The organism is Thermus sp. H19.2, from assembly GCF_054979525.1.
In genome coordinates, this window is record NZ_CM143429.1 from 1,185,868 (window position 1) to 1,202,937 (window position 17,070).

Sequence of the window (17,070 nt, forward strand, 5' to 3'; positions counted from 1 at the left end):
CTCATTCTAGCGGTTGGCGATGCAGACGTTCTTGATCTCGTAGTAGAACTCGTAGCCGTAGTGGCCCCCCTCCCGGCCGATCCCCGACTGTTTGGCCCCGCCAAAGGGCACCCGGAGGTCGCGCACGAACCAGTCGTTCACCCAAACCGTGCCCACCTCCAGGGCCTCGGAGACCCGCACCGCCTGGCCCACGTCCCGGGTTTGGAGAATGGCATTGAGGCCGTAGGGGGTGTTGTTGGCCAGCTCTATGGCCTCCTCCTCGGTGTCAAAGGGCAGAACCACCACCATGGGCCCGAAGATCTCCTCCTGGCAGACCTTGTCCGAGGGCTTCACGTCCACCACCACCGTGGGCTCCAGGAAGTAGCCCTTGTCAAAGGGGTGGGGAAGCTCGGGGCGCTTGCCCCCGGTGAGGATGGTGGCGGTCTTTCGGGCAATCTCCACGTAGGACATCACCTTGTTCAGGTGCTCCTCGGCGATCAGGGCCCCCATGCGGGTCTCGGGGTCCAGGGGGTCCCCCACCTTGAGGGCCTTGGCCGCGGCCACCAGCTTGTCCACGAAGGGCTCGTAGATGGAGCGCTGGACCAGAAGCCTCGAGCCCGCCAAGCACACCTCCCCCTGGTTGAAAAAGCTCGCCCGCAGGGTCACCTCCACCGCCCGGTCCAGGTCGGCGCTCTCAAAGATGAGGTTGGGCGCCTTACCCCCAAGCTCCATGGAGAGCCTTTTCAGGGTGTCGGAGGCGTTTTTCATGATGATCTTCCCCGTGGTGGTCTCCCCGGTGAAGGAGATGAGGCGGACGTCGGGGTGGCGGGTGAGGAGCTCCCCGGCGGAGTTGGGGCCGAAGCCGTGGACCACGTTGAAGACCCCGGGGGGAAGCCCGGCCTCGTGGGCGCACCGGGCGAGGAGCCAGGCCCCGAGGGGGGTGAACTCCGCGGGCTTGAGGACGGCGGTGTTGCCGAAGGCCAGGGTGGGGCCGATCTTCCAGGTGGCGAGCATGGAGGGCATGTTCCAGGGGGTGATGAGGGCCGCCACCCCCACGGGAAAGCGGAGGACGTAGTTGATGTAGCCGTTTTCCATGGGGTAGGCCTCGGAGCCGTGGGTCACGGCGAAGTCGGCGAAGAACTCGATGTTGTTGGCCATGCGGTCCACGTAGCCCAGGCGGTTCTCGTGGATGGGTCGGCCCACGTCCAGGCTCTCCAGCACCTCAAAGACGGGCTTGTACTCCCGGATCTTCTCCGCGAAGCGGCGGAGGTAGGGCCGCCGTTGGCTTGGGGGCATCTTGCTCCACCCCTTGAAGGCCTCCTTGGCCGCGGCCACCGCCATCTCCACCTCTTCCTCCCGCCCTTCCGGGGCGGTGCCGATCACCTCCCCCGTGGCCGGGTAGATCACGGGGAAGAAGTCCTTGCCCCGCACGAACTCCCCCCCGATGTAGTGGGTGACCTCGAGGGGAAGCTCAAAGGGAAAGCCCAAAGCCTTAAGCCGCTCCACCGTTTCCCTGTAGATTTTGGGTTCCACCATGGCGCACCTCCTACACCACCCGGGCGAGGAGAACGTCCCCCTCGCCCCAGACCTCGAGCACGCCCCGCACGAGGGGCACCGCCTGGGCCGGAGAACCCAAGAAGACCACCTGGCCCGCCTGGAGGCCCCCGACCCTTTCCGCAAGCCAAAGGAGCCGCCTTCCCGGGTCCCCCAGGGCCTCCACGGGGCCTTCCCCGACCTTCTCCCCGTTGAGGTAGAGGCGGAGGGCCCCCCGGGGAAGCCGGGAAAACCGCTTCCTCCCTAGGAGAAACCCGCCCCCGGAGGTGTTGTCGGCCACCACCTCGGGCAGGGTGAAGCGGTACCCCTCCCACACCGAGTCCAGCACGTCCACCGCCAGGAAGAAGCCCCCGATGGCCCGGTAGGCGCGACCCGGGGAGGCCCCCGGGGGCAGGTCCTCCTTCAGGACCGCCGCCACCTCGGGCTCGAGGCGGGGCTGGATAAAGGCCCCCGGGACCACCCGCTCCAGGAGCATCCCCGGGAGCACCCGGCCGAAGATGGGCTCGGGGATCCCCATCTGCCGCTGCTTGGCCTCGGAAACCAGGCCCAGCTTGTAGCCCTTGAGGGGCCCGGGGAAGAGGGCCTCCTGGATGCGGTAAGCCTCCTCCAGGCCCACCCCCCAGTCCCGCCCACCGGGAAGGGTCCTCCTCTCCACGCGGGCCTCCTTTACTGCCTCAAGAAGCGTCATGCCCCCTCCTTGTCCGCAAAGAGCACGCCCCCCGCCACCCACTGGTCCCGGCGCACCTCGTAGAGGACCACCCGCACTTCCTCGTAGGGCTCCCCCAGGACGCGGGAGACCATCTCCGTAAGCCTCCGCACCAGCTCCCGCTTTTTCTCCGGAGGACGGCCTTCCAGAAGGGTCACCTTGAGAACCACCACCTAGTACCTCCGAACGAGCAAAACCCCCATCACCAGAAGCAAGGCGCCCAAAAGGCGGGGAAGGTTAACCGGGTGCTCGGGATAAAGGAGCCCAACAAAGGCCAGAGCGCTCCCCCGTAGCGGCCCGCCTCCCTCAAAAGGCCGTGCATCCTGGCCCTCCGGTCCACCGAGACCCGAGACCAGGACCAAAGGCGGGTCCAGGGAAACCGACAGGAAGGCGTTGGCCGTCATCCCGTGAACCTTATCCCCTAGCCGCGCCGTCACCACCGTCACCCCCGTGGCGAAGCGGCCCAGGGTCTTGCGGAACTCCATGGGATCCACCCGCTACCCCCTAGTCCGCCAGGGCCCCCGCCTCCTTCTCCTTCAGCTCCAGGGCCACCCGCAGGATCCAGTCCTCCTGCCCCGCCACCGCTTGGCGGCGGCCCAGCTCCAGGAGGATGGCCAAGGGGTCCACCCCGAGCTCCTTCCCGATCCTTTTGGCGTGGAGGAGGAAGGTGGAGTAGACCCCGGCGTACCCGATGGCGATGGAGTCCCGGTCCGGGTAGGGCTGGAAGTGAAGAAGGGGGCCCATCACGTACTCGGCGGCGTCCAAAAGCTTGAAAACGTCCAGCCCCGGGTTGAGCCCCGCCTTGTCCAAGACGGCGGCCAAGACCTCCAAGGAGGCGTTCCCCGCCCCCGCCCCGTAGCCCCTAAGGGTGGCGTCCACCCAGTCCGCCCCCGCCGCCAGGGCCGCCAGGGTGTTCCCGATGGCGAGGCCCAGGTTGTTGTGGGCGTGGAAGCCCGCCTTGGCCCGGGAAAGGGCCTCTTTTAGGGCCTTCACCCGGGCGTAGGCGTCTTGGGGAAGCATGGCCCCCGCAGAGTCCACGATGTAGACCACGTCCGCCCCGTAGCTCTCCATTAAGAGGGCCTGCTCCGCCAAAAACTCGGGGGGGCGCATGTGGCTCATCATGAGGAAGCCCACCGCCAAAAGGCCCATCTCCTTGGCCATCCCGAAGTGCTGCTCGGAGATGTCCGCCTCGGTGCACTGGGTGGCGATGCGCACCATCTGGATCCCCGCCTCCACCGCCTCCTTCAGCTCCTTCCGGGTGCCGATCCCGGGGAGGAGCAGGGCCGCCACCTTGGCCCGCTTGACCGTCTCGCGCACCGCGCGGATGAGTTCCATCTCCTCCGCGCGGGAGAAGCCGTACTGGAGGGAGCTTCCCCCAAGCCCGTCCCCGTGGGAGACCTCTATGGCGTACACGCCCCCCTCGTCCAGGGCCTGGGCGATGGCCTTCGCCTCCGCCACCGTGTACTGGTGCCGGTGGGCGTGGGAGCCGTCCCGCAGGGTGGTGTCCACCACCACCGGGGGCTTGGCCGTGGATAGGTCCCAGCTCACGCCACCACCTCCTCCACGGGCTTCCCCAGGAGGTGCTGGGCGAAGACCTCCCCCACCCTCCGGGCCGAAGCCGTCATGATGTCCAGGTTGCCGGCGTACTTGGGCAGGTAGTCCCCCGCCCCCTCCACCTCCAGGAGCATGGAAACCACCGTCCGCTCACCCCAAGGGGTGGGAAGCCTCTCAAACACCGGGTCCGCCTTCAGGCGGTAGCCCGGCACGTAGGCCTGCACCTCCCGCTCCATGGCCCGCACGCTCGCCACGATGGCCTCCCGGTCCAAGGCCTCCCCTTCCGGGATGCAGCGCACGGTGTTGGTCATGAGGATGGGGGGTTCCGCCGGGTTCAGGATGATGATGGCCTTCCCCCGCTGGGCCCCGCCGATGGCCTCCAGCCCCCGGGCCGTGGTGAAGGTGAACTCGTCGATGTTCTGCCGGGTGCCGGGGCCCGCAGAGCGGGAGGCCACCGTGGAAACCATCTCCGCGTAGAGCACGGGGGCCACCCGGTGCACGGCGTACACCAGGGGAATGGTGGCCTGCCCCCCGCAGGTGATCAGGTTCACGTTGTCCTTGTCCAGGTGGGCCTTCAGGTTCACCGGGGGCACCACGTAGGGGCCCCGGGCCGCCGGGGTCAGGTCGATGGCGATCTTGCCCGCCTCCCTCAGAAGTTTAGCGTGGCGCACGTGGGCCTTGGCGCTGGTGGCGTCAAAGACAATCCGGATCTCGGGCCTCTCCAAGATGTAGGCTATCCCCTCGGGGCTCGCCTCCAGCCCCAAAGCCCGTGCCCGGGCCAACCCCTCCGACTTGAGGTCTATCCCCACCACCGCCACCAGCTCCATGTGCCCCGGGTCCTTGAGGAGCTTGTACATCAGGTCCGTGCCGATGTTGCCGGAACCCAGGATGGCTACCTTGACCTTGTCCATGGTTCCCCCATGTAGCCCAGCCTCTCGGAAACAGCACGGGTGGCCTCGAGAACCGCCCTCCGGTACTCCTCCTTCATCTGCTGGAAGCGGTAGAAGGGCACAGAAAGGCTCATGGCCGCAATGACCTCACCGGTGTGGTCTCGGATGGGAGCGGCCACGCAGCAAAGCTCGGGCACCGCCTCTTCTATGTCATAGGCGTACCCCCTTTCCCTCACCGCCTGGAGTTCCGTCCTCAGCTCGTCCAAGGTGGTGATGGTGTTGGGGGTGAGGGCAGGAAGCCCCCGCGCCTCGACGATCCGCACCACCTCCTCCCAGGGACGGAAGGCGAGAAGGACCTTGCCCACCCCGCTGCAGTGGGCGGGAAGCTCCACCCCCACCCCGGTGGTGGCCACCTTCACGGCCCGGGTGCCCTCCAGCTTCTCCACGTAGATCACCCGCCCGCACTCCAAGACGGCCAGGTGCGTGGTTTCGCCGTAGCGGGCCACCAGGTCTTGCATGACGCGGCGGGCCTCCTCTCTCCAGGAGCTCGTGGAAAGAAGAACCTGGGAGAGGGCCAAGACGCGCCAGCCGATCCGGTAGCGCCCTTCCCGGTTTCGCTTGAGGAGACCGATGTGGCTCAAGGTTGCCAGGAGGGCGTGGGCGCTGGACTTGGGAATCCCCAGGGCTCTAGCCACCTCGCTCACCCCCCACTCCGGGCGTTCCCGGGTGAAGAGCTCCAAGACCTCGCCGACCTTCTGTACCGTTCCGAGCATGGGCCTTACCTCTGAGCTTAGGCCAGGTGCCGCACCCTAAGGAGAGGTGGATTCAGAATAGCCGAAAAGAGTGTCCTGTATACACGAACAAGCCCCTTGTCTGGGCTTCCCTAGGCCCGTAGCGTAGGGGCGAGAACCCCAGTAAGCCCACGCCCGTGGGTGGAGCAAAGGGAGGCTTCTAGATGGCGAGACCCGAGTTAAAGATGCCCCTCGAGGAGCTGGAAAGGCTTCGGGACCCCTACCGTGAGCTCATCGGCTTCGTGCCCCCGAGGATCCAAGCCCGGACCGATCTCCTGGCCCGCCTGGATCCGGAAACCCTGAGGAAGCAGGAGGAGCTAAGGGCCTGGCTCATGTACCCGTCTTGCTTCGACGTGAAGACGGCCCAGCTCATGCTTTTTGGCATGCTCCTCATGGACCTCTCCGACGCCGCCAGGCTCCACGCCATCGCCGCCAGGAGAGCCGGGGCCAGCTACGAAGAACTCAACGCCGTGGTGGGGCTTGCGTTCCTTTTCCGAGGTCTGCCCGCGGCCAACCGCGGGGCCGAGGTCATCCAGGAGATCCTTCGCCTAGAGGAGGAAGGGAGGCTTTAGATGGAAGGGCTTGATGTGGTGCAGCTGGCGCACGCGGAAATCTACACGCCGAACCCCGAGGGGACACTCTGGTTCTTCAAAGAGGTGCTGGGCCTCGAGGAAACCGCCCGCCAAGGCCAATCCGTTTATCTCCGGGCCTACGAGGACTGGTACCACCACACCCTGAAGGTCACCGAGGCCAAGGAGGCAGGGCTTGGCCACATCGCCTGGCGCACCGCCTCCCCGGAGGCCTTACAGCGCCGGGTGAAGGCCCTGGAGGCCTCGGGCCTAGGGGAAGGTTGGACCGACGGCGACCTGGGCCACGGCCCCGCCTACCGCTTCCGCACCCCGGACGGCCACAGGATGGAGCTCCTCTTTGAGGTAGAATACTACGAGGCCCCACCCGAAAAGCGGAGCAAGCTAAAAAACCGTCCTTCCAAAAGGCCTCTACGGGGGGTGCCCGTGCGACGGATTGACCATGTGAACTGCCTTTGCTCCGAGGTCACCCCCAACCGCCGCTTCTTTGAGGAGGTCTTGGGCTTCAAGCTCAGGGAGCAGAAGGTCCGCGGCGAAGGTGAGGAACTCGGGGCCTGGCTCTCCGTAAGCCCCCTGGTCCACGAGATTGGCCTCATGAAAGACGCCACCGGGGCCAAGAGCCGCTTCCACCACATCGCCTTCTGGTACGGCTACCCCCAGCACCTCTTGGACCTGGCGGACGTCCTGGTGGAGTACGACATCCGGATCGAGGCCGGCCCCGGCAAGCACGGCACCACCCAGGCCTACTTCATGTACGTTTTTGAACCCGGGGGCACGCGGGTAGAGCTCTTCGGGGACACGGGCTACCTCATCTTTGACCCCACCTGGAAGACCGTGGTCTGGGACGTGACCAACGTGAACGACCTGGAAAAGAGCACCATCTGGTTCGGCGGGCAGCTGCCCAAGACCTTCTACACCTACGGAACGCCGCCGGTGCGGGAAGGGGTTAAGGAAGAAGTGAACAAGTAGACGTCTACCTTTGATCACCTCAGCACGGTAAAAACCGCAAACCAGGGAGGGCAGGATGCGCAGGATTAGCCGCAGGCAAGCAGTCAAAGCCGGTCTAAGCCTTCTGGGCGCCATGGCTTCCAGCCCCTTCACCAACGTCTACGCCCAGTCTCGCACCTACACGTTCCGTTTGGCCAACTACTTCCCCGCTCCCGCAGCCCAAAGCAAGCTCCTGGACCAGTTCGCCGCCGACGTGCAGCGCCTCACTGAAGGGCGGGTCCGCATTGAAACCTATCACGGAGGCACCCTCCTTGGACCCGCTGCCATCTACGATGGGGTGGTCCAGGGGGTGGCCCAGCTGGGGTTCACCAACCTGGCCTACAACTTCGGGCGCTTCCTGGAAACGGAGATCCTGGACCTGCCCTTGGGCTTCCCTAACGCTTGGGTGGCCACCCACGTGGCTCACGAGTTTTACGAGCGCTACCGGCCCAAGGAATGGAACGACACCGTGGTCCTCACCCTCCACACCTCTCCGGTCAACCAAATCTTCACAGCTCAAAAGCCCGTGCGGCGCCTCGAGGACCTGCGTGGCCTTACGCTCCGGGGCACCGGGTACATCGGCCGCTTCGTGGAAGCCCTGGGCACCACCCCTAGGCCCATTCCCATGCCGGAGGCCTACGACAACGTCTCCAAGCGGGTCATTGACGGCCTCATGATCCCCTACGAGACCCTTCTCACCTTCCGCCTGGGCGAGGTGATCCGTTACGTGACCGAGGTGTGGCAGGTAGGCCAGGTCTACACCTTCTACCTGGTGGCCAACCGCCAGGCCTGGAACGGCCTCCCACAAGAGCTTCGGCAGGTTATCGCCGACTACGTAAAGAACGAGTTTGTGGAAAAACTGGCCAAAATGTGGAACCAGGTAGACGTGGACGGTTACCGCTACGCCCTCAAGGACAGCAAGATTGAGGTCTTGCAACTCTCCCCTGAAGAGCTTCGCCGCTTCAGCCAGGTAGCCAATCGGGTGATCCAGGACTACACCCGCAACCTGGCCGCCAAGGGGGTGAGCGAGGCGGAGGTGCAGGCCCGCCTGAGCTTTATCCGGTCCCGTATCGCCTACTGGCTCAAAGAACAGGAGCGGCGGGGCATCAAGTCCTCCACGGGTCCCGCCTCGGTGCGCATCCAGCTTTAACCCCAAGGAAGGCTCCGGTTGGAAAACGTTTCCCCGGGGCCTTCCCGGGTAAGGAAGGGGTTCCATGGCGCTCAAGGAGCGGATATTGCTTCTGGCGAAGTGGGCCGAGGGCGTAGGGGTGGTGGGACTTTGGCTAATGCTGGGCACCACCCTTTGGGACGTGGTGGGGGCCAAAGTTTTCAAGGCCCCCTTGAGCGGGGCCATAGAACTGGTAAGCCTGGTCCAGCTCTTGGCGGTGGGAGCGGGCATGGCCATGACCCTGATACTTAGGAGGCACATCCAGGTGGAGTTTCTCCAAGCCCGCCTTCCCTTCCCTTTCAGACGGGGGGTAGGCGTTCTGAGCGGGCTTTTTATCGCCGCCTTCTTCGCCCTCATGGCCCAGTACACCTGGCACTATGCCCAGATGCTGTCCCAGACAGGGGAGATGCTCCCCGGGCTCCGCCAACCCCTCCACCCCTTCGCCTATGCCTTCGCCGCCCTCTTGGCCCTCAACGCCCTCTACGGCCTGTACCTTTGTCTGGAGACGCTGCGCAACAAGGAGCGAAGATGAGCCCTACGGAAGTGGGTCTCGTAGGTATCGGCGCCCTCTTCCTCCTCTTCGCCCTAGGGGTTCCCGTGGCCTTCGCCATGGCGGTGGTGGGGCTAGCGGGTATGGCCTACTTGATCCCCTTGGATGCCGCCGCCAGTCTCGCCGCCCGGGACCTTTTCAACCAGTTTGGAAGCTATGGGCTAAGCGCCATAGCCCTTTTCGTCCTCATGGGTTACTACGCCTCCATGGCCGGCCTGGGGGAGGTCCTCTATCGGGCTTTCCACGCCTTGGTGGGCTCGCTAAAGGGAGGGCTCGGCGTGGCCACCATCCTGGCCTGTGCCGGCTTCGCCTCGGTTTCGGGATCCAGTGCCGCTACCGCCGCAGCCATGGGCCGGATGGCCCTTCCGGAGATGCGCCGCTACGGCTACGACCCCGCCCTCTCGGGGGCCATGGTGGCAGCCGGAGGGGCTTTGGGCATCCTGATCCCCCCAAGCACAGTGTTCCTGGTTTACGCCTTCCTCACCACCCAGCCCGTGGGGCACCTCTTCCTGGCCGGGGTCCTCCCGGGGATTCTCCTCACGCTGCTCCTGGCCGCCACCGCCTACGGGGTGGCCCTTCTCCGACCCAAGGCCACCCCGCCAGCAGAAAGCCGGAGCTGGGGGGAGCGGCTCCGGGCCCTTTTGGGGGCCTGGCAGGTGCCGGTTCTTTTCGTGCTGGTGGTGGGGGGGCTTTTCTGGGGTTGGTTTAGCCCCACACAGGCGGGAGCCATCGGGGCTGCGGGCTCCCTCCTTTTCGCCCTACTCAATCGCCGCTTCACCTGGAAAGGGTTCGTGGCCGCCACGGCGGAAAGCCTGCGCACCTCCATCATGATCCTCACCCTTATCGTCGGAGCCACCCTCTTTGGCCGCTTCCTGGTCCTCACCAGGATTCCCTTCCAACTGGCCGACTGGGTAGAGGGACTTCCCTTAAGTCCAGGCATGATCCTCTTCGCCATCGTGCTCATCTTTTTCCTAGGGGGCTTCTTTATGGACTCCATGGCTCTGGTGACCCTTTTGGTACCGGTCTTCTACCCCGTAGTCCAAAAGCTGGGGTTTGACCCCATCTGGTTCGGGGTGCTCATCGTCCTCACCGCCGAGATGGGAGTGATCACCCCGCCCGTAGGGGTCAACGTCTACGTGGTGAAGGCCATGCTCCCTGAGGTACCTTTGGAGACCATTTTCCGCTGGGTCATGCTTTTCGTGATTCCCATCTTCGCCCTGGTGGGGCTTCTTTTCGCTTTTCCAGGACTTGCTCTGTGGCTTCCCAACCTAGGTGGGTAAGGAGGACAACGATGAAAAAAACTCGCGTAGCAGTAATCGGCGCAGGGCCTGCAGGGTTTCTTTTGGCCCATTTCCTCCATCGGGAGGGGATAAGCGTGGTGGTTCTGGAAGCCAAAAGCCGAGCGTACCTGGAAAAAAGCCCTCACCGAATCCGGGCCGGGGTAATGGAGTGGGGCACGAAGGAGATCTTGGTCCAGGCGGGCCTAGGGGAAGGGCTCTTAAGGGACGGCTACGAACACCGGGGGATCTACCTGGCCTTCGGGAAAGAGCTCCACCGCATAGACTTTCCCAGCCTGGCCGAAGGCTGGCGGATATGGGTCTACGGCCAGCAGTACCTGGTCCGGGACATGATAGCCCGCTTTTTGGCCGAAGGCGGAGAGATTCGCTTTGAGCACGAGGTGGTGGGCCTTTCCGACCTGGAGACCGCCCCCAAAGTCCGCTTTCGCACCCCAGAAGGGAAGGAAGAGGAGCTGGAGGCGGAGTTCGTGGTAGGATCGGATGGCTCCCACAGCCGCACCCGGGGCTTCATCCCGGATCTTGTCCTCAAGGAGAAGACCTACCCCTTCGCCTGGCTCGGTATCCTGGCGGAAACTGCCCCAGCTGCGGAGGAACTCATCTACGCTAGCCACAAGCGGGGCTTCGCCCTCTTCTCCATGCGCTCCCCCACCCTAGCCCGGAACTACCTCCAGGTGCGCCCCGACGAAAACCTTGACGAGTGGCCCGAGGAAAGGATCTGGGAGGAACTTAACCTAAGGCTTGGCGGCGTGGCCCAGGTAAAGCCCGGACCCCTCCTGGAAAAAAGCCTCACCCCCCACCGGGCCTACGTGGCCGAGCCCATGCAGCACGGCCGCCTCTTTCTGGTGGGGGACGCTGCCCACGTGATCCCCCCAACGGGGGCCAAGGGGATGAACCTGGCGGTGGCGGACGCTGTGGCCCTTTTCAAGGCCCTTTGGGCCTTCTACCGCAAAGGAGAAGAAACAGGGCTAAAGCGCCACACGGAGACCTGCCGGGAGCACGTGTGGCAGGGAGAGTTCTTCTCCTACTGGATGACCAGCCTCCTCCACATCCAGCCCGATCCCTTCCTCGAGGGCCTCCGCCAGGCGGAGCTAAAGCAGGTCCTGGCCTCGGAGGCCCTAAAGCGCTTCCTGGCAGAAAACTACACGGGACGGCATACCACGGGGCGGTGGGTGAGCCTTTGGGCCTAATGTTCGGGCATCCAGACCAAATTGTTCGGTTATGATGAACCCCGGGCTTGCTCTTAGGAAGGGTCCGGAGTAGCCTTTTCCCTAAAGGCAACCAGGAGGTGGCATATGTATCCACGCAGGAAGGTCCTCAAGTGGCTCGTCGGCACTGCGGGCGTTTTAGTGGCAGAGGGGGCTTTGGCCCAGAGATACCCCTCGAGGCCCATCACCCTCATCGTCCCGTGGTCTCCGGGGGGCAGCACCGATGTGACCGCACGGGCTCTGGCCCCCAAGCTGGAGAAAATCCTCGGGGTTCCGGTCCAGGTGGTCAACCGGACCGGAGGTGGCGGAGCCGTGGGCCACGGGGCCATTGCTCAGGCCCGCCCCGACGGCTACACCATCGGCATCATCACCTTGGAGGTGGTCCTCCCTCCGTGGGTGGCCCAGACCAAGATCAGCGCCGATCTCTTCGCCCCCATCTCCCTCCTGGTGCTTAACCCGGTGGCGGTGGTGGTCCGGCAAGACGCTCCTTGGAAGAGCATCCAAGAGCTGATTCAAGACCTAAAGCAGAATCCCGGGAAGTACAAGGCCTCGGGGACCGCCAAGTGGGGTTCCTACGACTTCGCACGGTTAGGCTTCTTGTGGAAGTTGGGCCTTAAGGATGAGGCCCTACCTTGGGTCCCGGCCCAAGGCGCCGCCGCCGCCTTGCAAGAGCTTGTGGCGGGGGGGGTCAACGTGGCCTTCGTGGCCATTGGGGAAGCAGCCAATCTCGTGCGGGCAGGCCAGGCCCGCTACCTGGCTTTCATGACCGAAGCCCGCTACCCCGGGTTCCCTGAGATTCCCACCCTCAAAGAAGTCGGTGTGGACTGGACCTTTGCCTCCTTCCTCATGGCAGCAGCCCCCAAGTTCACCCTCCCCTCGGTGGCAGACGTTTTGGCCAAGGCTTTCGCCCAGGCAGTCCAGGACCCCGAGTTCGTCCAGTTCATGCAGAACGCCAACCTGGTCATCCGCCACCTTGACCGTAAGCAAAGCCTTGCCTTCCTGCAGGAGCGCAAGCAGGCCATGGAGCAGATCGTCCAGGCGTTGAATCTCAAGTTCTGACCGCCATGGCCTTTGAGCGGATCAACGCCCTCCTCGCCCTTGGGCTAGGCCTTTTGGCCTGGGGGCTGAGTTTTGGCCTGCCCCGGGCGGAAGGGCCAGGTCCCGAACTCTTCCCCCGCATCCTGGGCACGGCCCTGATGGGTGGCGGGCTTGGGCTTCTGTTCACTCCAGTCTCCACCCATCCTGGGGCTCTTCCCGGTTGGCCCCGCGCCGTCATCCTCCTAGCCCTCACCCTGGCCAGTCCTATTCTCCTCACCCACATGGGGCTTGCCCTCACTGCGGCCTTCCTCGCTGGAATCGGGACCCTCCTGGCCCAAGAAGGGGTGCGCCGGGCTCTTTGGGCGGCCCTTGTTCTTTACCTCTTCGTGGTGTTGGTCTTCGGGCGCCTCCTGGGGGTCCCCCTATGAGCGTCCTGTCGCCCGAGGTCCTCCTGGCCCTATTCCTTGGTAGCCTCTACGGAGCGGTCTTCGGTGCCCTCCCGGGGTTGACCGCCACCCTGGCCCTGAGCCTCTTTGTCCCTTTCGCCCTCTTCCTGCCCCCGGAGGTGGGACTTGCCGCCATAATCGGCTTGACCGCCACCGCTATCTTCGCCGGAGACGCCGGCGCCGTCATGGCCCGGATTCCCGGAACCCCCGCCTCCGCCGCCTATACCGAGGAGATCCACGAGGTAGCCCAGGAGCGAGGCCCTGCCTACGCCCTGGGCCTCTCTGCTTTAGCCTCGGCCCTGGGCAGCCTGGTGGGCACTGGCCTCCTGGTGGTAGGCTCCATAGCTATGGCGGCTATAGCCCGGCAGTTTTCCTCCTTTGAGTACTTCTGGCTGGTGCTCCTAGGGGTCACCAGCGGCGTTCTGGCCTCGCCCAACGTGGTGAAGGGCTTGGTCGCCTTCACCTTGGGAATGCTCCTTGCCACCGTGGGGTACGATCCCGCCCTGGGCCACCCCCGCTTCACCTTCGGCAACGTCAACCTCCTCGGGGGCATCAACTTCATCGTGGCCCTCATTGGGCTCTTCGGCCTGAGCGAGGTCCTCTACCAACTTCTTAGGGGAACCACCCCCAGGGCCCAAGCATCCCACCTCCCCCCCTCTACCGCCCGGAACTTTTTCCTAGAGCCCCTAGGCCAGATTCTCAGGGAACGCTGGCTCTTCCTTCGCTCTGCCCTGCTTGGCACCTTCATCGGGTTCCTTCCCGGTGCCGGGTCGGACTTCGCTGCCTGGGTAGCCAGCAACCTTCAGCGTGTGGCCCAGGCGGGCAAGGCGGAAGTAGTCCTGGCGGGCACCGCGGCCAACAACGCCGCTGTGGCGGGCACCTGGATCCCTGCCCTCTCTCTCGGGCTTCCAGGGGATACCCTCACCGCCATCATCCTGGGGCTATTCCTCACCCTGGGGATCCGTCCCGGTCCGGAGCTTTTCAGCCAACACCTGGCCCTAGTAGTGGAAATCTACGTGGTCTTCCTCGTGGCCAGCGTCTTGGTCATGCCCCTGGTAGGGTACCTGGGAGCCCTCTTGGCGGGCCTGGCGCTCAGGCTACCTCGGGGCACCCTTCTCGGGATCATCGCCGGACTCAGCGTGACCGGAGCCTACGCCATCAACAACAATCCCTTTGACCTCTACGTCCTGGGAGCCCTTGGCCTCCTGGGGCTGCTGCTCCGCCTTGGTGACTTCCCCCTGGGCCAAGTGGTCCTCGGCCTGGTGTTGGGGCCCCTTTTGGAACAGCACCTTATGGTGAGCATGATCAAGACCCACTGGGACCTCTTGAGCTTTTTCGAAAGACCCGTAGCCCTGCTTCTGGCCCTGGTGAACATCGCTTTTCTACTGGGTCTCGCTTGGGCCCGGCTGCGGCAAGCGCAAAGGCTACGCTCTCTCCAGGCCTTGGCCAAAAAGGAGGAGGGATGAGGGTTTGGGTCCTGGAAGACTACGGCCGCCTGGCCCTGGTGGAACGCCCGCTCCCGGAAGGGGAGGGCCTCCTTCTACGGGTACTGGCCGCCGGCGTTTGCGGAAGCGATCTGAGCGTGTACCAGGGCACCCCGGCCATGCGAAGCCGCTGGCGCCCCCCCCTCATCCTGGGCCACGAGGTGGCGGCGGTGGTGGAGGAAGGCCCAAAGGAGCTTTTGGGACGGACAGTGGCCCTCTACCCGGCCCTTTCTTGTGGCTCGTGCCCGGCCTGTATGAAGGGTAGACCTCATCTCTGTTCCCAGCGACACCATCTGGGCTTCCACTATCCGGGAGGGCTGGCCCAATGGATCCGGGTGCCCGAGCGTTTGGCCCATCCCCTTCCGGAGGAGCTTCCCCCCTGGAAGGGAGCTTTGGCTGAACCCCTGGCCGTAGCCCTTCACGGGGTGCGGCGCAGCGCCCCACGGGAAAAGGCGCTGGTCCTGGGGGGTGGGGCCATGGGAAGCCTGGCCGCCTGGCTGCTGGCCCGGGAGGGGTGCCAGGTCCACGTGCTGGAGCCCAACCCTAGGCGGGCCACCCACTTGGCAGGCCTAGGGTTTTCCATCTGGAAAGAAAGGACCCCGGGACTGTTTCCCCTAGTTCTGGACACCGTGGGGCAGGGCGAAACCTTACGTCTGGCCCTCGAGGTCGCCGAACCGGGAGGGCAGGTGGTGGTGCTTGGCCTAGGAGGCATGGACGGGTCTCTAGATCTCCAATCCCTGGTTCTTCAGGAAAAAGCGGTCCTGGGGAGCTACCTCTTCACCCCGGGGGAGTTCCAAGAGGCCATAGGCCTCCTCGCCGAGCTGCCGGATGGCTTGGTGTGCAGGTGGCCAGCCTCAGAGGCCCTCGAGGCCTTCCGGGCCCTTCTGGAGGGCAGGGTGCCCGAGCCCAAGCTGGTCCTGGTGTGGTGAACCATGGAATGGGCCATCGCCACCTGCGCCCTCGGCGGTCTTTTGGAGGAAAAGCTTCTGGCCATTGCCCAAGCGGGCTTCCGGGCAGTGGAGATCTTTGAGGAAGACCTGGCCGGTTTCCGAGGAACCCCTCGAGAACTCAAAATCCTGGCCGAGGATCTGGGCCTGAGGATCGTAGCCCTTCAACCCCTTAGGGACTTTGAGGCTATGCCCGAACCCCACCGCACCCGCAACCTGGACCGGGTGGAGCGCTGGTTTGATCTTATGCAGGAGCTGGGGGTAGAGCTCACCTATGTCTGCTCCAACACCTCGCCTCTAGCCCTGGAGGACCCCGAACGGGCCGCCGCCGACCTCTTCGACCTGGCCGAGCGGGCGGCCAAGAGGGGTCTTCGCGTGGGGTACGAGGCTTTGGCTTGGGGAAAACACGTGAGGGACTGGCCCCAGGCCTGGGCGCTAGTGCATCGGGCCGACCACCCCCACCTGGGCCTTGTTCTGGACAGCTTCCACTGCTTCGTGCGCCAAAACTCCCTGGCTCCCCTTGCCGAGGTCCCGGGGGAGAAGATCTTCCTCGTGCAGCTTTCGGACGCCCCTAACCTGCTCATGGACCCCCTGGCCCTAAGCCGGCACCACCGGGCCATGCCGGGCCAAGGGGACTGGCCCATTGAGGCCTTCCTTAGAGCCGTGCTGGCCACAGGCTACCGTGGCCCGGTGTCCCTAGAGATCTTCAACGAGTGGTTCCGGACGGCTCCCCCGGAACACGTAGCTCAGGATGGACTTCGCGCCCTTAAGCACCTCTTTGACCGGCTTGGGCTCCTCTTGCCTCCCCTTCCGCAAGGAAGCCAGGTCCTGGGTGTGGAGTTCGTGGAGATCGCCGCCCAGGAGGAGGATCTCGAGGCCCTCCATGCCCTCCTCCAGGGCCTCGGTTTCCGGCCTCAAGCCCGCCACCCGGCCCTAGAGCTCACCCTATACCGGGCAGGCCAGGCCCAAATTCTCCTCCACCTACCCGAGGAGGAAAGACCCCGGGAGCTTCCTGCTGTCCAGGGGGTGGGCCTTAAGGTGGGCAAGGCTGCTCCTTTAGCCGCAAGGGCCCGGGAGCTCGGACTTTCCCTCTGGCCAAGGCCTCCAGAGGGCTTAGGCTTCCCCGCTATCCAGGGGGTGGGCGGCACCCGGCTTTACCTGGTGGACGGCCCCCTCCTCGAGGCTTACGGTCTTAGGCCCCTAGAAACCCAGCCCGAAGCCTCCCTGAAGGTAGACCACTTTACCAACGCGGTCCAGAGGTGGGAGCTCTACAGCTGGCTCCTGATCTACAAAGCCCTCTTTGGTTTCCTCGTGGACCCGGCGGTGGAGGTCTTTGACCCCTACGGGATGTTCTACAGCCGCTCCATGCGGAGCCCCGACGGAGAGGTCCGGATCCCTCTCAACACCTCGGAAGGCTGGGGTACCCTGGTCCTGCGCTTTCTCAAGAGCCTAGGACACGGAGGGATCCAACACGTGGCCTTCCGCACCCAGGACCTTTTCACCTTCGCCCAACAGGCCTTGACGAGGGGCCTCCCTTCTTTGCGCATACCCGCCTCGTACTACAAAGCTCTAACCGCTCGGCATGGCCTCCGCCCGGAGGAAGCAGAAAGGCTCCAAGCCCTTAATCTCCTCTACGACCGGACCCTGGAGGGTGCGGAGTTTCTCCACCTCTATACCCCCATCTTCCGGGGGCGCTTTTTCTTTGAGGTGGTGGAGAGGCGGGGGGGGTACGAGCTTTACGGGGCCGCCAACGCAGGCATCCGCCTACAGGCCCAGGCCTACGCCCTCGAGGCCCAGGGAAGGCCTCCGCAGAACCGAGAAGGGCTTCCCTAGGACTCCCCGGCAACCGTCTTGCAAAGTTATGCGGGAGCGTGGTAAGGTCTTGC

General features: G+C 64.8%; 17 protein-coding genes and 1 pseudogene. 11 read left to right on the plus strand and 7 right to left on the minus strand.

The genetic code is table 11. The annotated features are described in order from the left end of the window. Positions 1 to 6 precede the first annotated feature (6 nt). The 7 genes and pseudogenes from ACY5J6_RS06420 to ACY5J6_RS06450 all read right to left on the minus strand — a co-directional run bounded on the left by ACY5J6_RS06420 (position 7) and on the right by ACY5J6_RS06450 (position 5,456). Positions 7 to 1,515: an aldehyde dehydrogenase gene (locus tag ACY5J6_RS06420; protein WP_462844174.1), complete on the minus strand. Its 1,509-nt coding sequence runs from the start codon at positions 1,513 to 1,515 to the stop codon at positions 7 to 9. A gap of 10 nt (positions 1,516 to 1,525) precedes the next feature. Beyond that, positions 1,526 to 2,221, minus strand: a complete 696-nt coding sequence (locus tag ACY5J6_RS06425) for a 2-keto-4-pentenoate hydratase (protein ID WP_462844175.1) — start codon at positions 2,219 to 2,221, stop codon at positions 1,526 to 1,528. Then, the gene (locus tag ACY5J6_RS06430) at positions 2,218 to 2,412 is read right to left on the minus strand and encodes a tautomerase family protein (RefSeq protein WP_462844176.1); all 195 of its coding nucleotides are present in this window, start codon (positions 2,410 to 2,412) and stop codon (positions 2,218 to 2,220) included. The genes ACY5J6_RS06425 and ACY5J6_RS06430 overlap by 4 nt, the downstream gene beginning before the upstream one ends. Before the next feature lie 174 nt (positions 2,413 to 2,586). Next, positions 2,587 to 2,724: pseudogene (locus ACY5J6_RS06435) on the minus strand (flavin reductase family protein); the annotation flags it as partial. 19 nt (positions 2,725 to 2,743) lie between these two features. Further along, positions 2,744 to 3,787 (minus strand): 4-hydroxy-2-oxovalerate aldolase, encoded by a 1,044-nt coding sequence (dmpG, locus tag ACY5J6_RS06440; RefSeq protein ID WP_462844177.1) that lies wholly within the window; start codon positions 3,785 to 3,787, stop codon positions 2,744 to 2,746. Further along, the gene (locus ACY5J6_RS06445) at positions 3,784 to 4,704 is read right to left on the minus strand and encodes an acetaldehyde dehydrogenase (acetylating) (RefSeq protein WP_462844178.1); all 921 of its coding nucleotides are present in this window, start codon (positions 4,702 to 4,704) and stop codon (positions 3,784 to 3,786) included. Before ACY5J6_RS06445 ends, dmpG begins: the two co-directional genes overlap by 4 nt. Further along, entirely contained in the window at positions 4,686 to 5,456 is a 771-nt protein-coding gene (locus ACY5J6_RS06450) for an IclR family transcriptional regulator (protein ID WP_462844179.1), read from the minus strand. Before ACY5J6_RS06450 ends, ACY5J6_RS06445 begins: the two co-directional genes overlap by 19 nt. Positions 5,457 to 5,638: 182 nt before the next feature. Here ACY5J6_RS06450 and ACY5J6_RS06455 point away from each other — a divergent pair, with 182 nt between their 5' ends. The 11 genes from ACY5J6_RS06455 (at position 5,639) to ACY5J6_RS06505 (ending at position 17,017) form a co-directional block, all read left to right on the plus strand. Then, positions 5,639 to 6,046, plus strand: coding sequence for a carboxymuconolactone decarboxylase family protein (locus tag ACY5J6_RS06455; RefSeq protein WP_462844180.1), 408 nt, complete (start codon positions 5,639 to 5,641; stop codon positions 6,044 to 6,046). Further along, a complete protein-coding gene (locus tag ACY5J6_RS06460; RefSeq protein WP_462844181.1) occupies positions 6,047 to 7,030 on the plus strand; it encodes a catechol 2,3-dioxygenase in 984 nt (327 codons plus the stop codon). A 55-nt stretch (positions 7,031 to 7,085) separates the two neighbouring features. Beyond that, a complete protein-coding gene (locus tag ACY5J6_RS06465; RefSeq protein ID WP_462844182.1) occupies positions 7,086 to 8,198 on the plus strand; it encodes a TRAP transporter substrate-binding protein in 1,113 nt (370 codons plus the stop codon). 64 nt (positions 8,199 to 8,262) lie between these two features. Beyond that, complete coding sequence (locus ACY5J6_RS06470) at positions 8,263 to 8,748, plus strand: TRAP transporter small permease (RefSeq protein WP_462844183.1); 486 nt, start codon at positions 8,263 to 8,265, stop codon at positions 8,746 to 8,748. Then, entirely contained in the window at positions 8,745 to 10,046 is a 1,302-nt protein-coding gene (locus ACY5J6_RS06475; RefSeq protein WP_462844184.1) for a TRAP transporter large permease, read from the plus strand. Before ACY5J6_RS06470 ends, ACY5J6_RS06475 begins: the two co-directional genes overlap by 4 nt. An 11-nt stretch (positions 10,047 to 10,057) precedes the next feature. Then, on the plus strand, positions 10,058 to 11,251 hold the full coding sequence (locus ACY5J6_RS06480; RefSeq protein WP_462844185.1) for a 4-hydroxybenzoate 3-monooxygenase: 1,194 nt from the start codon (positions 10,058 to 10,060) through the stop codon (positions 11,249 to 11,251). A gap of 105 nt (positions 11,252 to 11,356) precedes the next feature. Beyond that, complete coding sequence (locus tag ACY5J6_RS06485) at positions 11,357 to 12,328, plus strand: Bug family tripartite tricarboxylate transporter substrate binding protein (protein WP_462844186.1); 972 nt, start codon at positions 11,357 to 11,359, stop codon at positions 12,326 to 12,328. Positions 12,329 to 12,333: 5 nt separating this feature from the next. After that, a complete protein-coding gene (locus ACY5J6_RS06490; RefSeq protein ID WP_462844187.1) occupies positions 12,334 to 12,735 on the plus strand; it encodes a tripartite tricarboxylate transporter TctB family protein in 402 nt (133 codons plus the stop codon). Further along, positions 12,732 to 14,219 carry a tripartite tricarboxylate transporter permease gene (locus ACY5J6_RS06495; RefSeq protein ID WP_462844188.1) on the plus strand — a complete coding sequence of 496 codons (1,488 nt, stop codon included), beginning with the start codon at positions 12,732 to 12,734 and terminating at the stop codon, positions 14,217 to 14,219. Before ACY5J6_RS06490 ends, ACY5J6_RS06495 begins: the two co-directional genes overlap by 4 nt. Next, positions 14,216 to 15,166, plus strand: coding sequence for a zinc-dependent alcohol dehydrogenase (locus ACY5J6_RS06500; protein WP_462844189.1), 951 nt, complete (start codon positions 14,216 to 14,218; stop codon positions 15,164 to 15,166). Before ACY5J6_RS06495 ends, ACY5J6_RS06500 begins: the two co-directional genes overlap by 4 nt. A gap of 3 nt (positions 15,167 to 15,169) precedes the next feature. Next, the gene (locus ACY5J6_RS06505; RefSeq protein ID WP_462844190.1) at positions 15,170 to 17,017 is read left to right on the plus strand and encodes a bifunctional sugar phosphate isomerase/epimerase/4-hydroxyphenylpyruvate dioxygenase family protein; all 1,848 of its coding nucleotides are present in this window, start codon (positions 15,170 to 15,172) and stop codon (positions 17,015 to 17,017) included. The last annotated feature ends 53 nt before the right edge of the window (positions 17,018 to 17,070 follow it).

Bases quoted from the DNA above. Each gene is read 5' to 3' on its own strand.
- ACY5J6_RS06420 (WP_462844174.1), bottom strand. From the start codon at position 1,515: ATGGTGGAACCCAAAATCTACAGGGAAACGGTGGAGCGGCTTAAGGCT.
- ACY5J6_RS06445 (WP_462844178.1), bottom strand. From the start codon at position 4,704: ATGGACAAGGTCAAGGTAGCCATCCTGGGTTCCGGCAACATCGGCACG.
- ACY5J6_RS06480 (WP_462844185.1), top strand. From the start codon at position 10,058: ATGAAAAAAACTCGCGTAGCAGTAATCGGCGCAGGGCCTGCAGGGTTT.
- ACY5J6_RS06500 (WP_462844189.1), top strand. From the start codon at position 14,216: ATGAGGGTTTGGGTCCTGGAAGACTACGGCCGCCTGGCCCTGGTGGAA.
- ACY5J6_RS06460 (WP_462844181.1), top strand. From the start codon at position 6,047: ATGGAAGGGCTTGATGTGGTGCAGCTGGCGCACGCGGAAATCTACACG.
- ACY5J6_RS06485 (WP_462844186.1), top strand. From the start codon at position 11,357: ATGTATCCACGCAGGAAGGTCCTCAAGTGGCTCGTCGGCACTGCGGGC.
- ACY5J6_RS06425 (WP_462844175.1), bottom strand. From the start codon at position 2,221: ATGACGCTTCTTGAGGCAGTAAAGGAGGCCCGCGTGGAGAGGAGGACC.
- ACY5J6_RS06490 (WP_462844187.1), top strand. From the start codon at position 12,334: ATGGCCTTTGAGCGGATCAACGCCCTCCTCGCCCTTGGGCTAGGCCTT.
- ACY5J6_RS06455 (WP_462844180.1), top strand. From the start codon at position 5,639: ATGGCGAGACCCGAGTTAAAGATGCCCCTCGAGGAGCTGGAAAGGCTT.
- ACY5J6_RS06470 (WP_462844183.1), top strand. From the start codon at position 8,263: ATGGCGCTCAAGGAGCGGATATTGCTTCTGGCGAAGTGGGCCGAGGGC.
- ACY5J6_RS06495 (WP_462844188.1), top strand. From the start codon at position 12,732: ATGAGCGTCCTGTCGCCCGAGGTCCTCCTGGCCCTATTCCTTGGTAGC.
- ACY5J6_RS06450 (WP_462844179.1), bottom strand. From the start codon at position 5,456: ATGCTCGGAACGGTACAGAAGGTCGGCGAGGTCTTGGAGCTCTTCACC.
- ACY5J6_RS06475 (WP_462844184.1), top strand. From the start codon at position 8,745: ATGAGCCCTACGGAAGTGGGTCTCGTAGGTATCGGCGCCCTCTTCCTC.
- ACY5J6_RS06465 (WP_462844182.1), top strand. From the start codon at position 7,086: ATGCGCAGGATTAGCCGCAGGCAAGCAGTCAAAGCCGGTCTAAGCCTT.
- ACY5J6_RS06505 (WP_462844190.1), top strand. From the start codon at position 15,170: ATGGAATGGGCCATCGCCACCTGCGCCCTCGGCGGTCTTTTGGAGGAA.